The sequence below is a fragment of the Enterobacter sp. ENT02 genome, assembly GCF_019219165.1.
Taxonomy (GTDB): Bacteria; Pseudomonadota; Gammaproteobacteria; order Enterobacterales; family Enterobacteriaceae; genus Enterobacter; species Enterobacter mori.
Genome location: NZ_JAHUWD010000002.1, coordinates 660941 through 677898 on the forward strand (window position 1 = coordinate 660941; position 16958 = coordinate 677898).

Genomic DNA, 16958 nt, shown 5'->3' on the forward strand with positions numbered 1-16958 from the left:
TTTTTTATAGCTCAGATTTTACTCAATCAAACCCTGTGATGCTTATCACAAATTTCCTTTCTTAAATCCTGTGCTATCCTTTTCTGTGTCGTTGATTTAATGACAAAAACCATACAGAGAGGAAAGCTATGGGAATTTTATCCTGGATTATCTTTGGGCTGATTGCGGGGATCCTGGCGAAGTGGATTATGCCGGGCAAAGATGGTGGTGGGTTCTTCGTAACCGTCATACTGGGGATCGTGGGTGCAGTCGTTGGCGGCTGGATCAGTACCCTGTTCGGGTTTGGCAAAGTAGATGGCTTCAATTTTGGCAGCTTTGCCGTCGCGGTAATTGGCGCCCTGGTGGTTCTGTTTATCTACAGAAAAATCAAAAGCTAAATCTGTTATTTGCTGAAAAAGGCTGCCAGATGGCGGCCTTTTTACATTGGAGGTTTACCACCAGCCGAACTGTGAACCTGCGACAGCCACGATTGCCACGATCAACATAATGATGGTTGTTTTTCTCATTTATGCCCCCGGCGCAGCGTAACCGCCAATGAAAAACCAGGCTAAAAAAATCACCGCCGTTATAAAAATAACAACCGGGAAGAGGATCCCTATTCGCATGCCATCACCTTTATCGTTTTACGTAACGCCGTAGAGTGTACGGCGTTAATCCATCGTGAGAAAGCGTGTTTTGCTTTTTCCTTTTTTGTCTTGATACATCGCCATATCTGCCGCCTGTAACGCGCTGTCCGCATCGGTGCTGGTGGGATCGACTTCGACGATACCCAGACTCGCACCCGGATACACAATATGAACCTGACCGAGCCAGTATTCACCCGAGATGCGAGCGCTAAGCCGGGTTTTCAGCAGATTAACCTGCGTCCTTTCGGCTTCTTTTGTGCTTTGACTCAGACAGGCTACCAGAAACTCATCGCCGCCTAATCTTCCGACGATCTCGTCCTCGGTCTGTTCGTCAGTGAGTCGTTTGCCCACTTCGATCAGGAATCGATCGCCCGTCTCATGCCCGAAGCGATCGTTAATCAGTTTGAAATCATCCAGATCGATAAACGCAATAATGGCGTTGCGTTTAAGGTGTTTAGCTAAGGAAAACAGGGTGGTGAGATTCTCGAAAATCGCCCGACGGTTGGGCAACCCCGTGAGGGCATCGGTATAAGAGTGGGCGATGAGTGCTGCATTGGCTTCGCGAAGCTGGGCCACCAGGGACTCTTTCTGAATGTACTGTGCAATTAAACCGGCAAACAGCTTCAGCACGTGTTCACCGCGCTCGCTAAGCTGCTTCTTCTCCGTGCTGGTCGCGCACAGGGTCCCGTAAATCGAACCATCAGCCAGGTGAATAGGGATACTCATGTAGGTTGTAATCCCAAGCGCTTTTGCGGCTTCGCAATCAGGCCAGCGACCCGGCACGTCGTTGCTGAACAGAGTATCGCTGTCTATCGCACGCTTGCACAGGGTATCCCCCCACGGAACGCTCAGCCCTTCAGGGATCTGCATCTGCTTACTGTTGCGGGCATAAAGAATGTGCTGCAACCGTGCGTTGATATCCACCTTTGTCAGGTAGGTGGATTCCATTTCGGTCACAATTTCCAGCATCTCCAGCAGCTGGCGTACAAGACTTTCTAAGGATTGCTCGGTGGCGAGTGTTTCAGAAACACGGGCAAGGATGATATCCGACATGACGTGGGTTGACTCCCATACAGAAGACGTCTGCATCTGCATGTTATGCTGAAATTTTCCAATTTCGACATAGTAAAACATGAATATAACAAATTTTATACATTCTCCGGGGCGATTCAGGAGACAAAAAGGCCCCGGTACAGAGACCGGGGCAAAGACATCTTGATTACGGAATGATGTTCTCTGGTCATATCGAGAACACGCTGCACTGTAAGGGGCAAAAGTGCAGTAACGATGGAGAAATCATGGAGAAAACCTTCCTGACCCGTTACCCTGACGTTTTCAGGACGCTTTAAGGATCGCGATGATGAAATATCTGTTACTGGCACTGGCGTTACCGCTCGCAGCATGCACAACAAAAGCTACTCAACCTGACGCCCCTATGCCGCCGCATGCGGTAGGGATGGCAAACCCGGCCTCCGTGTACTGCCTGGAGAAAGGTGGCGAACAGATCCCGGTGCAAAGTCCGCAGGGTGTGCGTACCGAGTGCAAACTGCCTGGCGGTGAAGTGATTGATGAGTGGGATCTCTACCGTCGGGATCATCCGCAACCTGCCAGGTGACAGCGGGATACTGTCTGCGATACACTTCTCTTTAGGATTATTCTTAGCCAGTTTCTGGCGATATTGACCGCGAGAGAAGTATGTTTCAGTTAAAGCCGGGCAGCCTGGCGATAATCATTGGCGCGCGTACGTCAGCTGGCCGCCGCAATGTAGGAAAATCAGTGGAGCTGTTTGGTCTTTGCCAGCCAGGTCAGCGTTTTGTTAATCCAGTAAACGGCGTGATGACGCAGCTGCCTGCAACGGCGGACCGTGCGCTGTGGCTGGTGACGGGAGACGTCTATGCGTTTGATAATCAGCATGGCTTTGCGTTTGTCCGTCCGGAACATCTGCTGCCGCTGACGCCGGACGAAACATCGCAGACCTGTGATGAACTGACGATCGGTTGATTACAGATGGCGTAGCCAGTCAGCCAAAACCAGGGCATGATTTTGCGCCTCGTCTTTAGCGCCGTAGAGCAGGGTTAAGGTCTGCCTGTTTGCCAGAGCTGCCAGGCGCTGGCCTTCGTCCTTATGCTGCGCCAGTTCTTCCCGATACGCCTTACTGAAGGCGGTGAAATCAATCGTTTCGCTATGAAAAGCTTTGCGCAATTCATTTGAAGGCGCGAGCGTTTTACACCATTCATCATACGCGAGGTCTGTTTTTTTCACCCCGCGTGGCCACAACCTGTCCACCAGAACCCGATAACCGTCGTCCTGACTGGCCCGATCGTACAGGCGCTTGCACTGAATCATATTTCATCCCTCCCAATTTAAGGTATTGTGATAATTGCAGAAGATCGGTAGTCTGAGGTTCCTTATGTTATCTGATAATTCTTTGGCATAAGGACTCCCTCATGGAACACCTCCCGGTTAAAACGACGCTGCGCATTGCCCTTGTTGGCGATTATAACGCTAATGTGGTCGCGCATCAGGCGATCCCACTGGCAATTGACGATGCCGCTGCTGTACTGGATCTCACCGCCGATTATGACTGGCTTGCAACAACGGAGCTGACCAGTCCGGAAGACCTGGTAGGCTATGATGCCATCTGGCTGGTGCCTGCAAGTCCCTATAAGAACACCGAGGCGGCCTTCATCGCCGCACGCTACGCTCGTGAAAACAGTATTCCCTTCCTCGGGACCTGCGGTGGATTCCAGCATGCATTGATTGAGTACGCGCGCAATGTGCTGGGCTGGAGCGATGCGGCTCACGCTGAAACGGATACCGAAGGGACGATGGTGATTGCGCCGCTGACCTGCTCGCTGGTGGAAAAAACCGATGCCATTGAACTGCGCAACAATACGCTCATCGCGAAAGCCTACGGAAAGCCGGAAATTGTAGAGGGCTATCACTGCAACTATGGCGTGTCGCCAGAATTTGCGCAGGAGCTGGAGAGCGGTGATATGCGCGTGACGGGCTGGGACGAACAGGGCGACATTCGCGCAGCCGAACTGGTTACGCATCCGTTCTTTGTGATCACCTTATTCCAGCATGAACGTGCAGCGCTTGAAGGGCGTCCGGTGGTGCTGGTGCAGGCGATGCTGCGCGCGGCGCGCGGATAAAACAAGGGCAGACTATCGTGTCTGCCCATGTCATTAGCGGGGTGTGATCTCCCGGTCACGCCCGGCAAGCACGCCGCAAACCGCCATCACCGCGGCGGCCAGCGCGCAGGCCATCAGTGGAATGCGCCAGTCCCCGGCTGTGTCGTGAATTTTCCCCATCAGCGGTGGCCCGCAGGCGGCCAGCAGATAACCAATTGACTGCGCCATACCGGATAACGCCGCCGCCTGGTGTGCAGAGCTGGCGCGCAAACCGATGAAGGTCAGGCCGAGGATCATGGTCGCACCCGAGCCAAAGCCAAACACCAGCGTCCATATTACCGCCATGTCAGGCGCAAACCAGAACCCCGCCGCGCTCACCGCGCACATCAGTGCCACGATACCGGCTATCCCGCGCTGATCCTTCAGGCGATGGAGGAGCAGTGGGATAGCAAGACCCGGCACGGCGGTGGCCAGCTGTAGCAGGCCGTGCATCGAACCTGCCTGTGTTTCACTGTAGCCGTGACTGAGTAAAATCGCCGGTAGCCAGCCGATGATCACGTAGTAAATCAGCGAGTTGATTCCCAGAAACAGAGTCACCTGCCAGGCAAGGGCAGAGCGCCAGATGGCGCGATTGTGCAACGCACCTGCGCCGGTCACGGTGGCAGCAGGGGTCTGACGCCACTGCGGCAGCCACAGCAGCAGGGCGACCAGCGGGAAGATCATCAGCATCAGCAGCGCGCCGTGCCAGCCCGCATCACCCAGCGCCAGGGGAACAATCAGCGCAGAGCCTAATGCAGCAGACGCCCCCATTGTCAGGGAATACGCCCCGGTGAGCTTAGCCACCTGTCCCGGGAAGTCGCGCTTGATTAACCCCGGTAACAGCACATTGCCCAGTGCGATACCACAGCCGATGACCGCCGTACCGATAAACAGCAGAGAGGCCGTAGGCAGGGAACGTACGCCAATTCCGGCGCAAATCAGCAGCAGGGCGAGAAACAGGCTGCGCTCCATGCCGATACGGCGGGCGACACCTGCGGCGAGGGGAGAGATTAACGCGAATGCCAGCAGAGGCAGCGTGGTGAGCAAACCCGTTTGCGCGGTGGTTAAGCCGTAGTCCTGACGGATGGTGTCAAGCAGCGGCGCCGCCCCGGTAAAGGTGACGCGAAGCGTGGTGGCAATCATCAGGATGCCTGCAATCAGCAGCGCGCCGTGTTTTCCTGACGTTCGAATAGCTGTAGTCATTATGTTCTCATACGTTCAAGCGAGCGCACACAATACCGATTTTCAGCTTGGTTTAAATCAAGCTAAAATGACAGTTTATCGCTAATATCGGACAACTTTATGATCGGTCTTGGGTTGGATGGCTACGATCCGGATAGCCAGCATGACGCTGCGGTGGCGTTTCGCATCCGCGTGGTGGCTGAAGAACAGCATATTCCGCTGCATCATCACCGTAAAGGTCAGCTGATTCTGGCGCTGGGGGGCGCGATCACCTGTGAGGCGGAAAACGCCATGCTGATGGTGCCGCCGCAGTATGCGGTATGGGTTCCGGGGGAGATGCCGCACAGCAATAAGGCCACGCCAGGCGCACAGCTGTGTTTCTTATTTATTGAACCCGGCGCCGTCAGTTTGCCCGATCGCTGTTGCACCCTGAAAATCTCCCCGCTGGTGCGGGAACTTATTTTGTCGCTGGCGGATAAATCGCGTGAAGAGCTGCGCCTTGCGGCCACCTCGCGCCTGGTGGATGTCCTGTTTGACGAGTTACCGCTCCAGCGTCAGGAGCATCTGCAGTTGCCCGTGTCGCCCCATCCTAAAATTCGGCTGATGAGCGAGAAGATGGCAGAAGAGCCTGCCGCCTGGCAAACGCTGGCGCAATGGGCGAGCCACTTTGCCATGAGCGAGCGCAACCTGGCGCGGCTGGTCGTAAAAGAGACGGGGTTAAGCTTCAGGCGCTGGCGACACCAGCTGCAGTTGATTGTCGCCTTGCAGTTGTTGATTGGCGGGAACTCCGTGCAGCAGGTGGCACAGTCACTGGGGTATGACTCTACCACCGCCTTTATTACCATGTTCAAGAAAGGGTTGGGGCAGACGCCTGCTCGCTATATTGCCAGCCTGACTACGATTTCCCAATAAACAGCGAAACCAGCCCGGCGGCAATCAGCGGCCCCACCGGCACGCCGCGAAACAGCGCTACGCCGAGCACGGTACCTACCAGCAGGCCCGCCACCAGCGAGGGCTGGCTGCTCATCAGCGTCACGCCGCGTCCACCCAGCCACGAGACAAAAACACCCACCGCGATCGCCACCAGCGATTTCCAGTTCATGAACGAATGCAGCAGTGTCGAGGCGGGAAGCGTGCCGCTGGCGATCGGGGCCATCACGCCGATGGTCAAAATGATAATCCCGATAGTGAGGCCTTGTTTTTCTATCCACGGGAAAAAGGTATTGAGCGGGGTCACACGCACAATAATTAGCACCAGAATCGAGATGGCGACCGTGGTGTTATGGCTGACAAAGCCGAGCGCGGCGAGTGCCAGAAGAATGAGCAGAGTAGGGTCAAACATAGGGAATCCTTGCCAAAATAATTAACCTGCTTACTGTACGCGCAAACGCGACGCAGGACAGTTTTAAAAAGATTTTGTTGCTGTCATAACCTTGTCATTTACGAGGATTAAAACGGAGGCAGATATCGCAAAAGGGGTCGCCATCATGAACGATCACATGTTTGTTGAAACGCTGATTATCTCCTCATCGTTTTTCGCTATTGCCGTGATTCTCGTCGCCTCCGTACTGTTTCTGGAAAGAAAAGGCTGACGGGGGCGTCAGCCTTAGCGGTTACGCTTTATGGAAGGTCACCAGCTCAGGACGGGCGATGCGCAGGTAATCCTGGGTATCCATAATGACGGATTTCTCCAGCAGGCCAGCGTTAAACGCGATTTCGTCGAAGCGCTCGAATAGCAGCGGGTCGGCCACCAGCGCCAGGTCAGGATGGAAGCTAAAGGGCGGGATAGCGCCGAATACGCAGGCGGTCAGGGTATCGACTTCCGCCGGGCTGGCGAGCGAGGCCTTAAGCCCGCCAAAATGGCTGGCAAGCTTGCTCAGGTCGGCCTGCAGGTCGGCGGCCAGGATCGCCAGAACGTGTTTTTTTACGCCGTTGCCTTTCACTTTGCACACCAGCGCTTTCGCGCCTTGTCTCAGATCGGTCCCGCGAATTTCACTTACCGCTTCACATTTCCCCACCGCCTCGTGCTCCATCACCCGAAACCGCGCGCCCTGCCCGGTAAGTAAGGTAATCAGTTGCTGGTGAGTTGCCGTCCCAATAACATCTTCAGACATAACGATTTTCCCGGTAATAAACCCATTTGCAGCTTGCTACATTATCACGGGATGAACGGGGTCGAAAGAAAACAGCCAGCGGATTTGCTGGCTGCTGGGTTATGCATTGCTGGTGGCAGACTGCTTGTGGAACAGCTCCCGGAATACCGGATAGATATCATCCTGATCGCGGATATGCTGCATGGCAAAGTTATCGAACATCGACTGCAAATGTTCATACTCCCGCCACAGAGTCTGGTGCGCGCGGCGGGTGATTTCGATATAGCTGTAGTAACGCACGACGGGCAGAATTTTCTTCGCCAGAATTTCATGACACAGCGGCGAGTCGTCTGCCCAGTTATCGCCATCCGACGCCTGCGCGGCATAGATGTTCCACTGCGCCGGGTCATAACGCTCTTTCACCACTTCATCCATCAGCTTCAGGGCGCTCGATACAATGGTCCCACCGGTCTCCTGTGAGTAGAAGAACTCGTGTTCATCCACCTCTTTCGCCTGAGTATGGTGGCGAATATAGACCACCTCCACGTTCTTATAGGTTCTGCTCAGGAACAGGTAGAGCAGAATATAAAAACGCTTCGCCATATCTTTGGTGGCCTGGTCCATTGAACCGGAAACGTCCATCAGACAGAACATCACCGCCTGGCTGGATGGCTCTGGACGTTTTTCGTAGTTCTTGTAACGCAGGTCAAAAGTATCAATAAACGGCACGCGGTCGATTTTTGCCCGTAGCTCGGCAATCTCTTTGCGCAGGCGCTCCTCTTCCAGCAGTTGCGCCGGTTCCGTGTTTTCCACGACCTTCAGGCTGGTTTCCAGCTCGCGCAGTTCACGTCGTTTACCTGCTGTCATCGCCGTCCGTCGCGCCAGTGAGTTCTGCAGCGAACGCACGACGCTGATATTGGCGGGCACGCCGTTTGCGGTATAACCCGCGCGATGGGTTTTGTATTCGTTAAGCTGGCGGTGCTGGTTCTTTTTCAGATTAGGCAGCGCCAAATCCTCAAACAGCAGGTCGAGATATTCATCTTTCGAGATCTGGAAGACAAATTCATCCTGACCTTCACCGTCCTGGCTGGCTTGTCCCTGACCGCTTCCAGAACCGCCGCCACCGCCTTGTGGACGCTCGATTCGGTCATTCTGAACAAAGTGATCGTTACCTGGGTGGACGCGATGGCGCAGACCGCCTCGCCCCTGATGAAACATCGGTTCGCTGATGTCATCAGTGGGGATGGAGACAGACTCGCCGCTGTCTACGTCAGTCACCGAGCGTTTGTTGATGGCCTCGGAGATCGACTGTTTAATTTGCGCTTTATAACGACGCAAGAAGCGCTGGCGGTTAACCGTGCTCTTGTTTTTGCCGTTAAGACGCCGGTCAATAAACCAGGTCATATACCCCCCGTACTGCATTTGCCAACTTGCATTTTGTAGGCCCGGTAAGCGTGAACGCTACCGGGCACTTGTTTTAAGACGATTTGCGCACGCGCAGGTACCATTCGCAGAGCAGGCGGACCTGTTTGCGGGTATAGCCTTTCTCCATCATACGGTCGACAAAATCGTCGTGCTTTTTCTGCTCGTCGGTTGAGGTTTTGGCGTTAAACGAGATAACCGGCAACAGCTCTTCGGTATTGGAGAACATTTTTTTCTCAATGACCGTGCGCAGTTTTTCGTAGCTGGTCCAGTTCGGGTTACGCCCGTTGTTATGCGCTCTGGCGCGCAGGACGAAGTTGACAATCTCATTACGGAAGTCTTTCGGGTTGCTGATACCGGCAGGCTTCTCAATTTTTTCCAGTTCCGCGTTCAGGGATTCACGGTCAAACAGCTGGCCGGTATCCGGGTCGCGGTACTCCTGATCCTGGATCCAGAAGTCAGCATAGGTGACATAACGGTCGAAAATGTTCTGCCCGTATTCTGAATAGGATTCCAGGTAGGCGGTCTGGATCTCTTTGCCGATGAACTCGGCGTATTTCGGGATCAGGTAGCCTTTCAGGAACTCAAGGTAGCGTTCAGCCTGCTCCTGCGGGAACTGCTCGCGCTCGATTTGCTGCTCCAGGACATAGAACAGATGCACCGGGTTGGCCGCCACTTCCGCATGGTCAAAGTTAAAGACGCGGGAGAGGATCTTAAACGCGAAACGCGTGGACAGACCGTTCATCCCCTCGTCGACGCCAGCGTAATCGCGGTACTCCTGATAGGACTTCGCTTTCGGGTCGGTGTCCTTCAGGCTTTCACCATCATAGACGCGCATTTTCGAGTAGATGCTGGAGTTTTCTGGCTCTTTCAGGCGCGACAGAATGGAGAAGCGAGACAGCGTTTCCAGCGTTCCCGGTGCGCAAGGTGCGTGCACCAGCTCACTGTGGTTAAGCAGTTTCTCGTAAATTTTGATCTCTTCCGAGATCCGCAGGCAATAAGGCACTTTGACAATGTAAACACGGTCGAGAAACGCCTCATTGTTTTTATTATTACGGAAGGTGACCCACTCAGATTCGTTGGAGTGCGCCAGAATGATGCCGTTAAACGGCAGGGCGGAAATACCTTCCGTACCGTTGTAGTTCCCTTCCTGAGTGGCGGTCAGCAGCGGATGCAGCACTTTAATCGGTGCTTTAAACATCTCGACGAACTCCATAATCCCCTGGTTTGCACGGCACAGGGCGCCGGAGTAGCCATAGGCATCCGGGTCGTTTTGCGCGTGATGTTCCAGCTTACGGATATCGACTTTACCGACCAGGGCCGAAATATCCTGGTTGTTTTCGTCGCCGGGCTCCGTTTTGGCGATGGCAATCTGTTCCAGAATTGACGGCCAGACTTTGACGACGCGGAATTTGGTAATATCGCCACCAAACTCGTGCAGGCGTTTTGCCGCCCACGGTGACATAATCGTGCCGAGATAGCGGTGCGGGATGCCAAACTCTTTATCAAGGATCTGCGCATCTTCCTGCGGATTAAACAGGCACAGCGGATGGTCATTGACCGGGCTGCGTTCCCCGTTGGCACTCAGCACGTAAATCGGCACGCGTTGCATCAGCGCTTTAAGGCGCTCGGCAAGCGACGATTTACCGCCACCCACAGGACCCAGTAAATAGAGGATCTGCTTCTTCTCTTCCAGACCCTGAGCAGCATGCTTCAGGTAGGAGACGATCTGCTCGATGGCATCTTCCATGCCATAGAACTCTTCAAACGCCGGATATCGGGCGACGACCCGATTCGAAAAGAGACGGGAAAGCCGTGGCTCCAGGGCAGTATCAACCATGTTAGGCTCACCAATAGCCATCAATAGCCGTTCTGCCGCATTGGCATAGGCACTGCGATCTTGCCGACAAATGGTAAGAAACTCCTGCAGTGTGAACTCTTCGTCCTTGGCAGCTTCGTAGCGCTGGCGATAGTGATCGAATATATTCATGGCATGCCGTCCTTTCGTTTTTTAGCACAGGATAAGAGCCGTTCGTATGAGTAGTGGAGGCTCCCGGAAGAGAATTTCTCGCACCTCACTGCCAGAGCAGCAACCTGTGTGCCAGGTCAGACGCTAAGAAGTGCGGGGTGTGCAGCAAAATCTCTTCTTAAATTAAAGCGTAGATGGCATTTGCAAAACTTGCATGCTGAGAAAATCTAATTTCAATGACATATCAATAACTCATCCAAAAATTCCCACGTGCGTAATAAGGCGAAGCCGCGTTTTTCATTCAGGGTTCACATAAATGAAAGCAGCCTGTCATCTGAAAAGTAAAAAATAACGGGTTAATCAGACTCATTAGTCAGCAAAAAATTTTGGGATGAACGGGAATGGCGGTTACACTTCACCCGCTGATTATTTGACTACAGGAAAGAATGGATTGTGACCAAACTCAAACTTCTGGCATTGGGCATCCTTGCCGCTACCGCAGTGAACACCGCACAGGCAGAAAGTCAGTGGACTGTTGGCGCGGGCGCGGGTGTCATTAACAGCCCGTACAAACAGTATGACCGCGATGTGTATCCCGTTCCCGTTGTCACCTATGAAGGCGATAACTTCTGGTTCCGTGGCCTAGGCGGCGGCTACTATCTGTGGAACGATACGGCTGACAAGCTGTCGATCATGGCGTATTACGACCCGACGCACTTCAAGCCAGGCGACAGCGACAGCAACGCGCTTCGCCAACTGGACAAGCGCAGAAGCTCGCTGATGGCGGGTCTTTCTTACGTACATAATACCCAGTACGGCTTCCTGCGTACTGCGCTGGCGGCGGATACGCTCGACAACAGCAACGGCTTTATCTGGGATCTGGCGTGGCTTTATCGCTACACCAACGGCGCGCTGACGCTTACGCCGGGCATTGGTGTGCAGTACAGCAGCGAGAACTACAACGACTACTATTACGGCGTCTCTAAAGCTGAATCTCGTCGTAGCGGTTTGAAAAGCTACAGCGCGGATGATGGCTGGGATCCGTACCTGGAGCTGACCGCGAGCTATAACTTCCTGGGTGACTGGAACGTTTACGGTACTGGCCGTTACTCCCGCCTGAGTGATGAAATCAAAGATAGCCCGATGGTCGACAAATCCTGGTCAGGGCTCTTCTCTGTGGGTGTGACCTACAAGTTCTGAGTGTGCATCATTAGCGTGCATTCTGTGCATCAAAATGGGGCGCTATGCGCCCCGTTTGTTTTATTTTGGTGCAACAGAACAGTGTTAACGCTTCACAATCTTAATTGTCTGTCCTAAACGAGAGGGTTTTTCTTCGCTTGCTTTCTGCAGCGTGCTCACGCAGGCGGTTTCTACGCAAACAAAGGTTTTATAACCGTCATCCGTTACGTCCGCCATGCTGACAGAAAGAGCCGGGCCTGGGTTCCAGCCGACTACGTCGCTGTGATGGTGATGAACCACTTCAATACCGCGATTCAGGGCACCGTCATGGATCACGCTGCATGCTTCCGGGTGCAGGTAAACGCGGTCGGTACGGTCAGGGAAAGTTTGCACCCCGTCGCTCAGCTTTCCTTCCTTCGCGTTATCCACCTTGTCGATAAAGGTATCACCAAGACCGCTCACTTTTACCGCGCTAATATCACCCACGTTGAAATAGGTGTGCAGGGCTGACGTGGTTTCAAACTCGCCATGGGCTTCCAGCTCAATTTCGCAGGTTTTCGCCAGCTTGAAGCGGGCATAAAGGGTGAAATCGTGCGGCCACAGGGCGCGAGTTTCATTGTTTGCCTGCAGTTCAAAGGTCAGCACCGCGCCGTTATCATCTTCGTTGTGTGCTTTCAGCGTCCACTGTTGATTACGGGCAAAACCGTGAGACGGCAAACCCGGTTGCGCGGAAGGGCCGAACCACGGCCAGCAGATCGGCACGCCGCCACGGATAGCCGCCCCTTTTTTGAATGAGGTCGCATCGCTCAGCCATAAGCCTTCCACTTCTCCTTCCGGTTTCCAGGAGAGCAGGTGAGCGCCGTTCAGCGCCACGGAAGCTTTTACGCGCGGATGGTCTACAACGATAATATCAGCACCGTCGATCTGACGGCGGGAGAGCACAGGGGTAAGTTGTTCGACTACCGGAAGTGCAAAAATTTTATTAATCATTAAGCAATCCTCTGTCTTAAAACAATAAAAAAGGCGACCGAAGTCGCCTTTTTGGATCAAACACTCATCTCAACTTATTTGGAGATGTGAGCGATCAGGTCCAGTACTTTGTTAGAGTAGCCGGTTTCGTTGTCGTACCAGGAAACCAGTTTAACGAAGTTGTCGTTCAGTGCGATACCTGCTTTAGCATCGAACACGGAAGTGCACACTTCGCCGTTGAAATCGGTAGATACAACGTCGTCTTCGGTGTAGCCCAGAACGCCTTTCATTGCGCCTTCGGAAGCAGCTTTGATTGCTTTCTTAATTTCTTCATAAGAAGCAGCTTTTTCCAGACGAACGGTCAGGTCAACAACGGATACGTTAGGAGTTGGAACGCGGAACGCCATACCAGTCAGTTTGCCGTTCAGCTCTGGCAGTACAACGCCTACAGCTTTAGCAGCACCGGTAGAAGATGGGATGATGTTCTGAGCTGCGCCACGGCCGCCGCGCCAGTCTTTGTGAGACGGGCCATCAACAGTTTTCTGAGTAGCGGTAGTTGCGTGAACGGTGGTCATCAGGCCTTCAACGATACCGAAGTTGTCGTTGATAACTTTAGCCAGTGGAGCCAGGCAGTTGGTGGTGCAGGATGCGTTGGAAACGATGTCCTGGCCAGCGTATTTTTCGAAGTTAGCACCACGAACGAACATTGGGGTGTTGTCTTTGGAAGGACCAGTCAGAACAACTTTCTTCGCACCAGCGGTGATGTGTTTACGTGCGGTTTCGTCGGTCAGGAAGATACCGGTAGCTTCAGCTACAACGTCAACACCAATTTCGTTCCATTTCAGGTTAGCTGGGTCTTTCTCAGCAGTAACGCGGATGGTTTTACCGTTAACAACCAGGTGGCCGTCTTTCACTTCAACGGTGCCGTCGAAACGACCGTGAGTTGAGTCGTACTTCAGCATGTACGCCATGTATTCAGCGTCCAGGAGATCGTTGATACCAACGATTTCGATGTCAGAACGTTTCTGAGCAGCACGGAAAACAATACGGCCGATACGGCCAAAACCGTTGATACCTACTTTGATAGTCATATATTCCACCAGCTATTTGTTAGTGAATAAAAGGTTGCCTGTAAAATTACAAAAACCTTACGCAGCGTCAAGCGGAATCGTGTCAATCATTGCGACAAATCAATCCTGTGACTAACGTTTGTGCGACTGACTCGCCTCACTTTCCCTTTGAGCTAGCAACCACATGGGGGCTGCGGCCGGAATTTTAAAGGCCTCGCAGGATAAAAATGTGAAACAGATCACAATTGCCTGACCGCCTTTTCGCGACACATAAGTTTAGAACAAAAGTGCACGCAAGGGTGTTAATGTTTTGTTAGAATTCGGGTCAGAAGATGTCTGTTTCTACAGCGAGATGTAAGCATATGTCGAACCAACGTAACCCCGACGATTTGAAAAAAAACCTCACAGAAATGCAGTTTTACGTGACGCAGAACCACGGAACGGAACCGCCATTCACCGGGCGTTTACTGCACAACAAACGAGACGGCGTCTACCACTGTCTGGTGTGCGATGCGCCGCTGTTTAATTCGCAAACAAAATATGATTCAGGCTGTGGCTGGCCGAGCTTTTACGAGCCGGTGAGCGATGATGCAATCCGCTATCTGACGGACTCCTCGCACGGCATGGTACGCACTGAAATTCGTTGCGGAAACTGTGATGCGCACCTCGGGCATGTCTTCCCTGATGGGCCTCAGCCAACGGGTGAGCGTTTTTGCGTGAATTCAGCCTCGTTAAGCTTCACTGATGACGAAAATGGCGATCACACTAAAGGTTGAAAAATCGATTCAGCAAATTATTCCTTTAAAAGGGAGACATCATGAATATTGATGACATGATTAGCGGTATGACACCGGAGGTTTATCAGCGTCTGGTGACGGCCGTTGAACTGGGAAAATGGCCAGATGGTGTGGCGCTCACCCCGGAGCAAAAAGAGAACAGCCTGCAGCTGGTGATGTTATGGCAGGCGCGCAACAACACTGACGCGCAGCACATGACTATCGATACCAAAGGCCAGATGGTGATGAAAAGCAAGCGCGAGCTGAAAGAAGACTTCGGCATCACGCCGAAGCCGATTGCGACCATGAAAATGCAATAACGGTGCGGGTTGATGCCCTCACCGAACCCTCTCCCACGGGGAGAGGGCTTGATGTCTTACTACTTATGCGGGATCCCGAGCGACTCCGCCAGCTGCTTCGCTAACTGATTGTTGTCGTCCGCGCCGTACTCCCAGAACATCGCCCCTGCCAGACCTTTCTCTTTGATGTAGTCCGCTTTGATCGCCACAGAACGTGGGTTCTCATAGGAAATTGCAAACAGCGCCTTCCCGTCGGCAGTATTCACCGACAGCCATGGCACCTTCGCCTGGTCATCCCAGTGCTCGGTAAAGCGCTTCTGCGGATCGTTCAATAGCTTCTTCACGATATCGTTGTACTTCACGTAGGTATCTTTGGTCAGGTCATAGCCGAGTGACGTGAACAACCCGATCTCCTGAGGTCCGAAGTAGGGCTGGGTCACCGGATTTTTTTGCGCATCCGGTTTCGTCCAGTCGATCCCCGGCTCGACGGCGCGTTTCGGCACGCGGCCATAGAAACCGATCCCGAGGTTCATCTGCTGTGGCTTCAGCCCGGCGGCCAGATAATTGTTCACCACAAAATCGACGCTGTATTTATCGGCCGCGGCAACCGTCGGCCAGGCGCTGGAGTCGTAAAGGTTCGCGTTGAAATACTGCGTCCCGTACGCCATGTCGTAGGTCATCAGGTTGATATAATCGAGCAGCGGGGCGATGGCTTTGACATCCACCCAGCTTTTCGGACTTTCCGCATTCGCGCCTACCGCGATAGTGACCAGTTTTCCCTGCCCGAACGCCTCACGCAGCTCTTTCAGCAGGGCGGTGAAGTTATCCCGGTCGGCAGGCGTGCTGGCAACCAGCCCCCACGCGCCATTGACCGGATACTCCCAGTCGAGATCGATCCCGTCCAGGCCGTATTTATCGACGATCTCCTGCGCGGAGCGGATAAACACCGCGCGCGTCTCTTTAGTTGCCGCTGCGCCAGAGAAGCCACGCGCCCCCCAGCCGCCAACAGAAAGCAGCACTTTGAGGTTCGGGTTTTGTTTACGCAGGGTCGGGATCAGTGCCAGGTCGGAGGCGACTTTTGGGGATAGCCAGATTTGATGCAGCTTTGCTGGATCTTTTAAGGCGGCGTTGGTTTCGTCTTTCTCATTGTTGTAAACCAGACCAAACGAGTAGTTCAGGTGGGTGATCTGGCGGACGTCCAGCTTATTGATATCGCCACCCGGTCCGGCGGTGACATCGCCACCCCCGTTAAAGTAGCCCACGGACATCAGGGGACTGGCGGAGGCAACTGACGCGCAAAGCAAGGGTAATGCTGCCAGCAAGGGCAAACGTTTCATACAAGTTCCTCTTTGACTTATCAAAAAAACCACGCCACAGAAAAAGCGTGGCGGAAAAATAACCTGATGAGAATAGCATTGCCGCTTCGCTGAGGATGCGAGGGAGTTCACTTTATGGGAGATGGAGAGGGGGTTGCCGGGTGGCGCTGCGCTTACCCGGCCTACAAAACCAGAGAAGTCGGCCGGGTAAGGCAACGCCGCCACCCGGCTAAAAAGGCTTACGCCTGCGTTTCCAGCCAGTCTTCCAGCGTATACAGCGTCGCGCCTTCGGCGGCCATATCCATAAACGCCTGGGCGCTGTCCTGCGGGTTAATGTTCACCCCGCGGCAGCCGTCGGTGATGACGCTGACGGTATACCCCAACTGGAGTGCGTCCAGCACGGTAAACTTCACGCAGTAATCCGTCGCCAGGCCCAGCACAATCAACTCCGTGATTTCGTGGTGACGTAACCATGCGTCCAGCGCCGTTTTCTGGCGATGCCCGTTATCAAAAAACGCGCTATAGCTGTCGATAGTCGGGTTTTCCCCTTTATGGAACACCGCGTCGATGGCCTTATGATTCAGGAGGGGATGCAGCTCCGCGCCTTCCGTCTGCTGTACACAGTGATCCGGCCAGAAGGTTTGCGCCAGCCCGTCGAGTTCACCCTGGGTGAAGGGCGCAACGTCGTGCTGGCTGGCAAAACTGCCGTGGTTCGCCGGGTGCCAGTCCTGGCTTGCGACAACCGCCTCACCGCGGGCTTTGCACCAGTCAATCAGCGTATTCGCCACATCAACGGTGCTGTCACCTTCCGCGACGGCCAGCGCGCCGCCCGCGCAGAAATCATTTTGCAAATCGACCAGTAACAGGGCGCGTTGCTTCATGTG

22 protein-coding genes are annotated in these 16958 nt (G+C 53.8%); 9 read left to right on the forward strand and 13 right to left on the reverse strand.

What is annotated here, in order from left to right; genetic code table 11:
* Nucleotides 1-128 precede the first annotated feature (128 nt).
* Nucleotides 129-377, forward strand: a complete 249-nt coding sequence (locus KW829_RS09085; RefSeq protein WP_010430025.1) for a GlsB/YeaQ/YmgE family stress response membrane protein — start codon at nucleotides 129-131, stop codon at nucleotides 375-377.
* Between the two features lie 54 nt (nucleotides 378-431).
* Here KW829_RS09085 and yoaJ read toward each other — a convergent pair whose 3' ends face one another.
* The 3 genes from yoaJ to KW829_RS09100 are packed head-to-tail and all read right to left on the reverse strand — an operon-like array spanning nucleotide 432 to nucleotide 1679.
* Nucleotides 432-506: a protein YoaJ gene (gene yoaJ / locus KW829_RS23055; RefSeq protein ID WP_071985424.1), complete on the reverse strand. Its 75-nt coding sequence runs from the start codon at nucleotides 504-506 to the stop codon at nucleotides 432-434.
* Entirely contained in the window at nucleotides 507-605 is a 99-nt protein-coding gene (locus KW829_RS09095) for a YoaK family small membrane protein (protein WP_010430030.1), read from the reverse strand.
* A gap of 45 nt (nucleotides 606-650) precedes the next feature.
* Entirely contained in the window at nucleotides 651-1679 is a 1029-nt protein-coding gene (locus tag KW829_RS09100; protein ID WP_218308225.1) for a sensor domain-containing diguanylate cyclase, read from the reverse strand.
* Between the two features lie 307 nt (nucleotides 1680-1986).
* On the opposite strand from KW829_RS09100, the gene KW829_RS09105 reads away from it, so the two are divergent.
* Entirely contained in the window at nucleotides 1987-2241 is a 255-nt protein-coding gene (locus KW829_RS09105) for a DUF333 domain-containing protein (RefSeq protein ID WP_089599068.1), read from the forward strand.
* An 80-nt stretch (nucleotides 2242-2321) separates the two neighbouring features.
* Nucleotides 2322-2627, forward strand: a complete 306-nt coding sequence (locus KW829_RS09110; RefSeq protein ID WP_100166990.1) for a hypothetical protein — start codon at nucleotides 2322-2324, stop codon at nucleotides 2625-2627.
* Here the strand turns inward: KW829_RS09110 and KW829_RS09115 are convergent, their stop codons facing one another.
* A complete protein-coding gene (locus tag KW829_RS09115; RefSeq protein WP_010430042.1) occupies nucleotides 2628-2972 on the reverse strand; it encodes a DUF488 domain-containing protein in 345 nt (114 codons plus the stop codon). It abuts the gene before it with no gap.
* A gap of 101 nt (nucleotides 2973-3073) precedes the next feature.
* On the opposite strand from KW829_RS09115, the gene KW829_RS09120 reads away from it, so the two are divergent.
* A complete protein-coding gene (locus KW829_RS09120) occupies nucleotides 3074-3781 on the forward strand; it encodes a CTP synthase (protein ID WP_010430044.1) in 708 nt (235 codons plus the stop codon).
* 33 nt (nucleotides 3782-3814) lie between these two features.
* Here the strand turns inward: KW829_RS09120 and KW829_RS09125 are convergent, their stop codons facing one another.
* Nucleotides 3815-5002: a CynX/NimT family MFS transporter gene (locus KW829_RS09125; RefSeq protein ID WP_218308052.1), complete on the reverse strand. Its 1188-nt coding sequence runs from the start codon at nucleotides 5000-5002 to the stop codon at nucleotides 3815-3817.
* 99 nt (nucleotides 5003-5101) lie between these two features.
* On the opposite strand from KW829_RS09125, the gene KW829_RS09130 reads away from it, so the two are divergent.
* The gene (locus tag KW829_RS09130; protein ID WP_218308053.1) at nucleotides 5102-5893 is read left to right on the forward strand and encodes a helix-turn-helix transcriptional regulator; all 792 of its coding nucleotides are present in this window, start codon (nucleotides 5102-5104) and stop codon (nucleotides 5891-5893) included.
* On the opposite strand, the gene KW829_RS09135 is transcribed toward KW829_RS09130, so the two are convergent.
* On the reverse strand, nucleotides 5877-6323 hold the full coding sequence (locus KW829_RS09135; RefSeq protein ID WP_010430052.1) for a DUF441 domain-containing protein: 447 nt from the start codon (nucleotides 6321-6323) through the stop codon (nucleotides 5877-5879). The two genes, KW829_RS09130 and KW829_RS09135, sit on opposite strands and share 17 nt — an antisense overlap.
* A gap of 145 nt (nucleotides 6324-6468) precedes the next feature.
* Between KW829_RS09135 and yoaI the strand changes: the two genes are divergently transcribed.
* Nucleotides 6469-6573 (forward strand): small membrane protein YoaI, encoded by a 105-nt coding sequence (yoaI, locus tag KW829_RS09140; protein WP_010430055.1) that lies wholly within the window; start codon nucleotides 6469-6471, stop codon nucleotides 6571-6573.
* 21 nt (nucleotides 6574-6594) lie between these two features.
* Here the strand turns inward: yoaI and KW829_RS09145 are convergent, their stop codons facing one another.
* The 3 genes from KW829_RS09145 to yeaG all read right to left on the reverse strand — a co-directional run bounded on the left by KW829_RS09145 (nucleotide 6595) and on the right by yeaG (nucleotide 10486).
* The gene (locus tag KW829_RS09145) at nucleotides 6595-7095 is read right to left on the reverse strand and encodes a YbaK/prolyl-tRNA synthetase associated domain-containing protein (RefSeq protein WP_010430058.1); all 501 of its coding nucleotides are present in this window, start codon (nucleotides 7093-7095) and stop codon (nucleotides 6595-6597) included.
* A 99-nt stretch (nucleotides 7096-7194) separates the two neighbouring features.
* Complete coding sequence (locus KW829_RS09150; RefSeq protein WP_010430062.1) at nucleotides 7195-8478, reverse strand: YeaH/YhbH family protein; 1284 nt, start codon at nucleotides 8476-8478, stop codon at nucleotides 7195-7197.
* A gap of 73 nt (nucleotides 8479-8551) precedes the next feature.
* Nucleotides 8552-10486 (reverse strand): protein kinase YeaG, encoded by a 1935-nt coding sequence (gene yeaG / locus KW829_RS09155; protein ID WP_042717518.1) that lies wholly within the window; start codon nucleotides 10484-10486, stop codon nucleotides 8552-8554.
* A gap of 432 nt (nucleotides 10487-10918) precedes the next feature.
* Between yeaG and KW829_RS09160 the strand changes: the two genes are divergently transcribed.
* On the forward strand, nucleotides 10919-11665 hold the full coding sequence (locus KW829_RS09160; protein ID WP_010430068.1) for a MipA/OmpV family protein: 747 nt from the start codon (nucleotides 10919-10921) through the stop codon (nucleotides 11663-11665).
* An 84-nt stretch (nucleotides 11666-11749) separates the two neighbouring features.
* Here KW829_RS09160 and KW829_RS09165 read toward each other — a convergent pair whose 3' ends face one another.
* Both KW829_RS09165 and gapA read right to left on the reverse strand, forming a co-directional pair.
* A complete protein-coding gene (locus KW829_RS09165; RefSeq protein WP_218308054.1) occupies nucleotides 11750-12634 on the reverse strand; it encodes a D-hexose-6-phosphate mutarotase in 885 nt (294 codons plus the stop codon).
* Nucleotides 12635-12708: 74 nt separating this feature from the next.
* Nucleotides 12709-13704, reverse strand: a complete 996-nt coding sequence (gapA, locus tag KW829_RS09170; RefSeq protein WP_010430074.1) for a glyceraldehyde-3-phosphate dehydrogenase — start codon at nucleotides 13702-13704, stop codon at nucleotides 12709-12711.
* A gap of 341 nt (nucleotides 13705-14045) precedes the next feature.
* On the opposite strand from gapA, the gene msrB reads away from it, so the two are divergent.
* Nucleotides 14046-14459, forward strand: coding sequence for a peptide-methionine (R)-S-oxide reductase MsrB (gene msrB / locus KW829_RS09175; RefSeq protein ID WP_010430078.1), 414 nt, complete (start codon nucleotides 14046-14048; stop codon nucleotides 14457-14459).
* 41 nt (nucleotides 14460-14500) lie between these two features.
* Complete coding sequence (locus KW829_RS09180; protein ID WP_010430080.1) at nucleotides 14501-14779, forward strand: YeaC family protein; 279 nt, start codon at nucleotides 14501-14503, stop codon at nucleotides 14777-14779.
* A 59-nt stretch (nucleotides 14780-14838) separates the two neighbouring features.
* Here KW829_RS09180 and KW829_RS09185 read toward each other — a convergent pair whose 3' ends face one another.
* A complete protein-coding gene (locus tag KW829_RS09185; protein ID WP_218308055.1) occupies nucleotides 14839-16095 on the reverse strand; it encodes a glycoside hydrolase family 18 protein in 1257 nt (418 codons plus the stop codon).
* A gap of 218 nt (nucleotides 16096-16313) precedes the next feature.
* Nucleotides 16314-16955 (reverse strand): bifunctional nicotinamidase/pyrazinamidase, encoded by a 642-nt coding sequence (gene pncA / locus KW829_RS09190; RefSeq protein WP_089599077.1) that lies wholly within the window; start codon nucleotides 16953-16955, stop codon nucleotides 16314-16316.
* Between the last annotated feature and the right edge of the window lie 3 nt (nucleotides 16956-16958).

What these genes read in the sequence shown, in the direction of transcription:
- KW829_RS09110 (WP_100166990.1), top strand. Translation starts at nt 2,322, where the DNA reads ATGTTTCAGTTAAAGCCGGGCAGCCTGGCGATAATCATTGGCGCGCGT.
- KW829_RS09105 (WP_089599068.1), top strand. Translation starts at nt 1,987, where the DNA reads ATGAAATATCTGTTACTGGCACTGGCGTTACCGCTCGCAGCATGCACA.
- KW829_RS09085 (WP_010430025.1), top strand. Translation starts at nt 129, where the DNA reads ATGGGAATTTTATCCTGGATTATCTTTGGGCTGATTGCGGGGATCCTG.
- yoaI (WP_010430055.1), top strand. Translation starts at nt 6,469, where the DNA reads ATGAACGATCACATGTTTGTTGAAACGCTGATTATCTCCTCATCGTTT.
- yeaG (WP_042717518.1), bottom strand. Translation starts at nt 10,486, where the DNA reads ATGAATATATTCGATCACTATCGCCAGCGCTACGAAGCTGCCAAGGAC.
- KW829_RS09180 (WP_010430080.1), top strand. Translation starts at nt 14,501, where the DNA reads ATGAATATTGATGACATGATTAGCGGTATGACACCGGAGGTTTATCAG.
- pncA (WP_089599077.1), bottom strand. Translation starts at nt 16,955, where the DNA reads ATGAAGCAACGCGCCCTGTTACTGGTCGATTTGCAAAATGATTTCTGC.
- KW829_RS09100 (WP_218308225.1), bottom strand. Translation starts at nt 1,679, where the DNA reads ATGTCGGATATCATCCTTGCCCGTGTTTCTGAAACACTCGCCACCGAG.
- KW829_RS09095 (WP_010430030.1), bottom strand. Translation starts at nt 605, where the DNA reads ATGCGAATAGGGATCCTCTTCCCGGTTGTTATTTTTATAACGGCGGTG.
- KW829_RS09120 (WP_010430044.1), top strand. Translation starts at nt 3,074, where the DNA reads ATGGAACACCTCCCGGTTAAAACGACGCTGCGCATTGCCCTTGTTGGC.
- KW829_RS09150 (WP_010430062.1), bottom strand. Translation starts at nt 8,478, where the DNA reads ATGACCTGGTTTATTGACCGGCGTCTTAACGGCAAAAACAAGAGCACG.
- KW829_RS09125 (WP_218308052.1), bottom strand. Translation starts at nt 5,002, where the DNA reads ATGACTACAGCTATTCGAACGTCAGGAAAACACGGCGCGCTGCTGATT.
- msrB (WP_010430078.1), top strand. Translation starts at nt 14,046, where the DNA reads ATGTCGAACCAACGTAACCCCGACGATTTGAAAAAAAACCTCACAGAA.
- KW829_RS09115 (WP_010430042.1), bottom strand. Translation starts at nt 2,972, where the DNA reads ATGATTCAGTGCAAGCGCCTGTACGATCGGGCCAGTCAGGACGACGGT.
- KW829_RS09130 (WP_218308053.1), top strand. Translation starts at nt 5,102, where the DNA reads ATGATCGGTCTTGGGTTGGATGGCTACGATCCGGATAGCCAGCATGAC.
- KW829_RS09185 (WP_218308055.1), bottom strand. Translation starts at nt 16,095, where the DNA reads ATGAAACGTTTGCCCTTGCTGGCAGCATTACCCTTGCTTTGCGCGTCA.
- KW829_RS09145 (WP_010430058.1), bottom strand. Translation starts at nt 7,095, where the DNA reads ATGTCTGAAGATGTTATTGGGACGGCAACTCACCAGCAACTGATTACC.
- gapA (WP_010430074.1), bottom strand. Translation starts at nt 13,704, where the DNA reads ATGACTATCAAAGTAGGTATCAACGGTTTTGGCCGTATCGGCCGTATT.
- KW829_RS09135 (WP_010430052.1), bottom strand. Translation starts at nt 6,323, where the DNA reads ATGTTTGACCCTACTCTGCTCATTCTTCTGGCACTCGCCGCGCTCGGC.
- KW829_RS09165 (WP_218308054.1), bottom strand. Translation starts at nt 12,634, where the DNA reads ATGATTAATAAAATTTTTGCACTTCCGGTAGTCGAACAACTTACCCCT.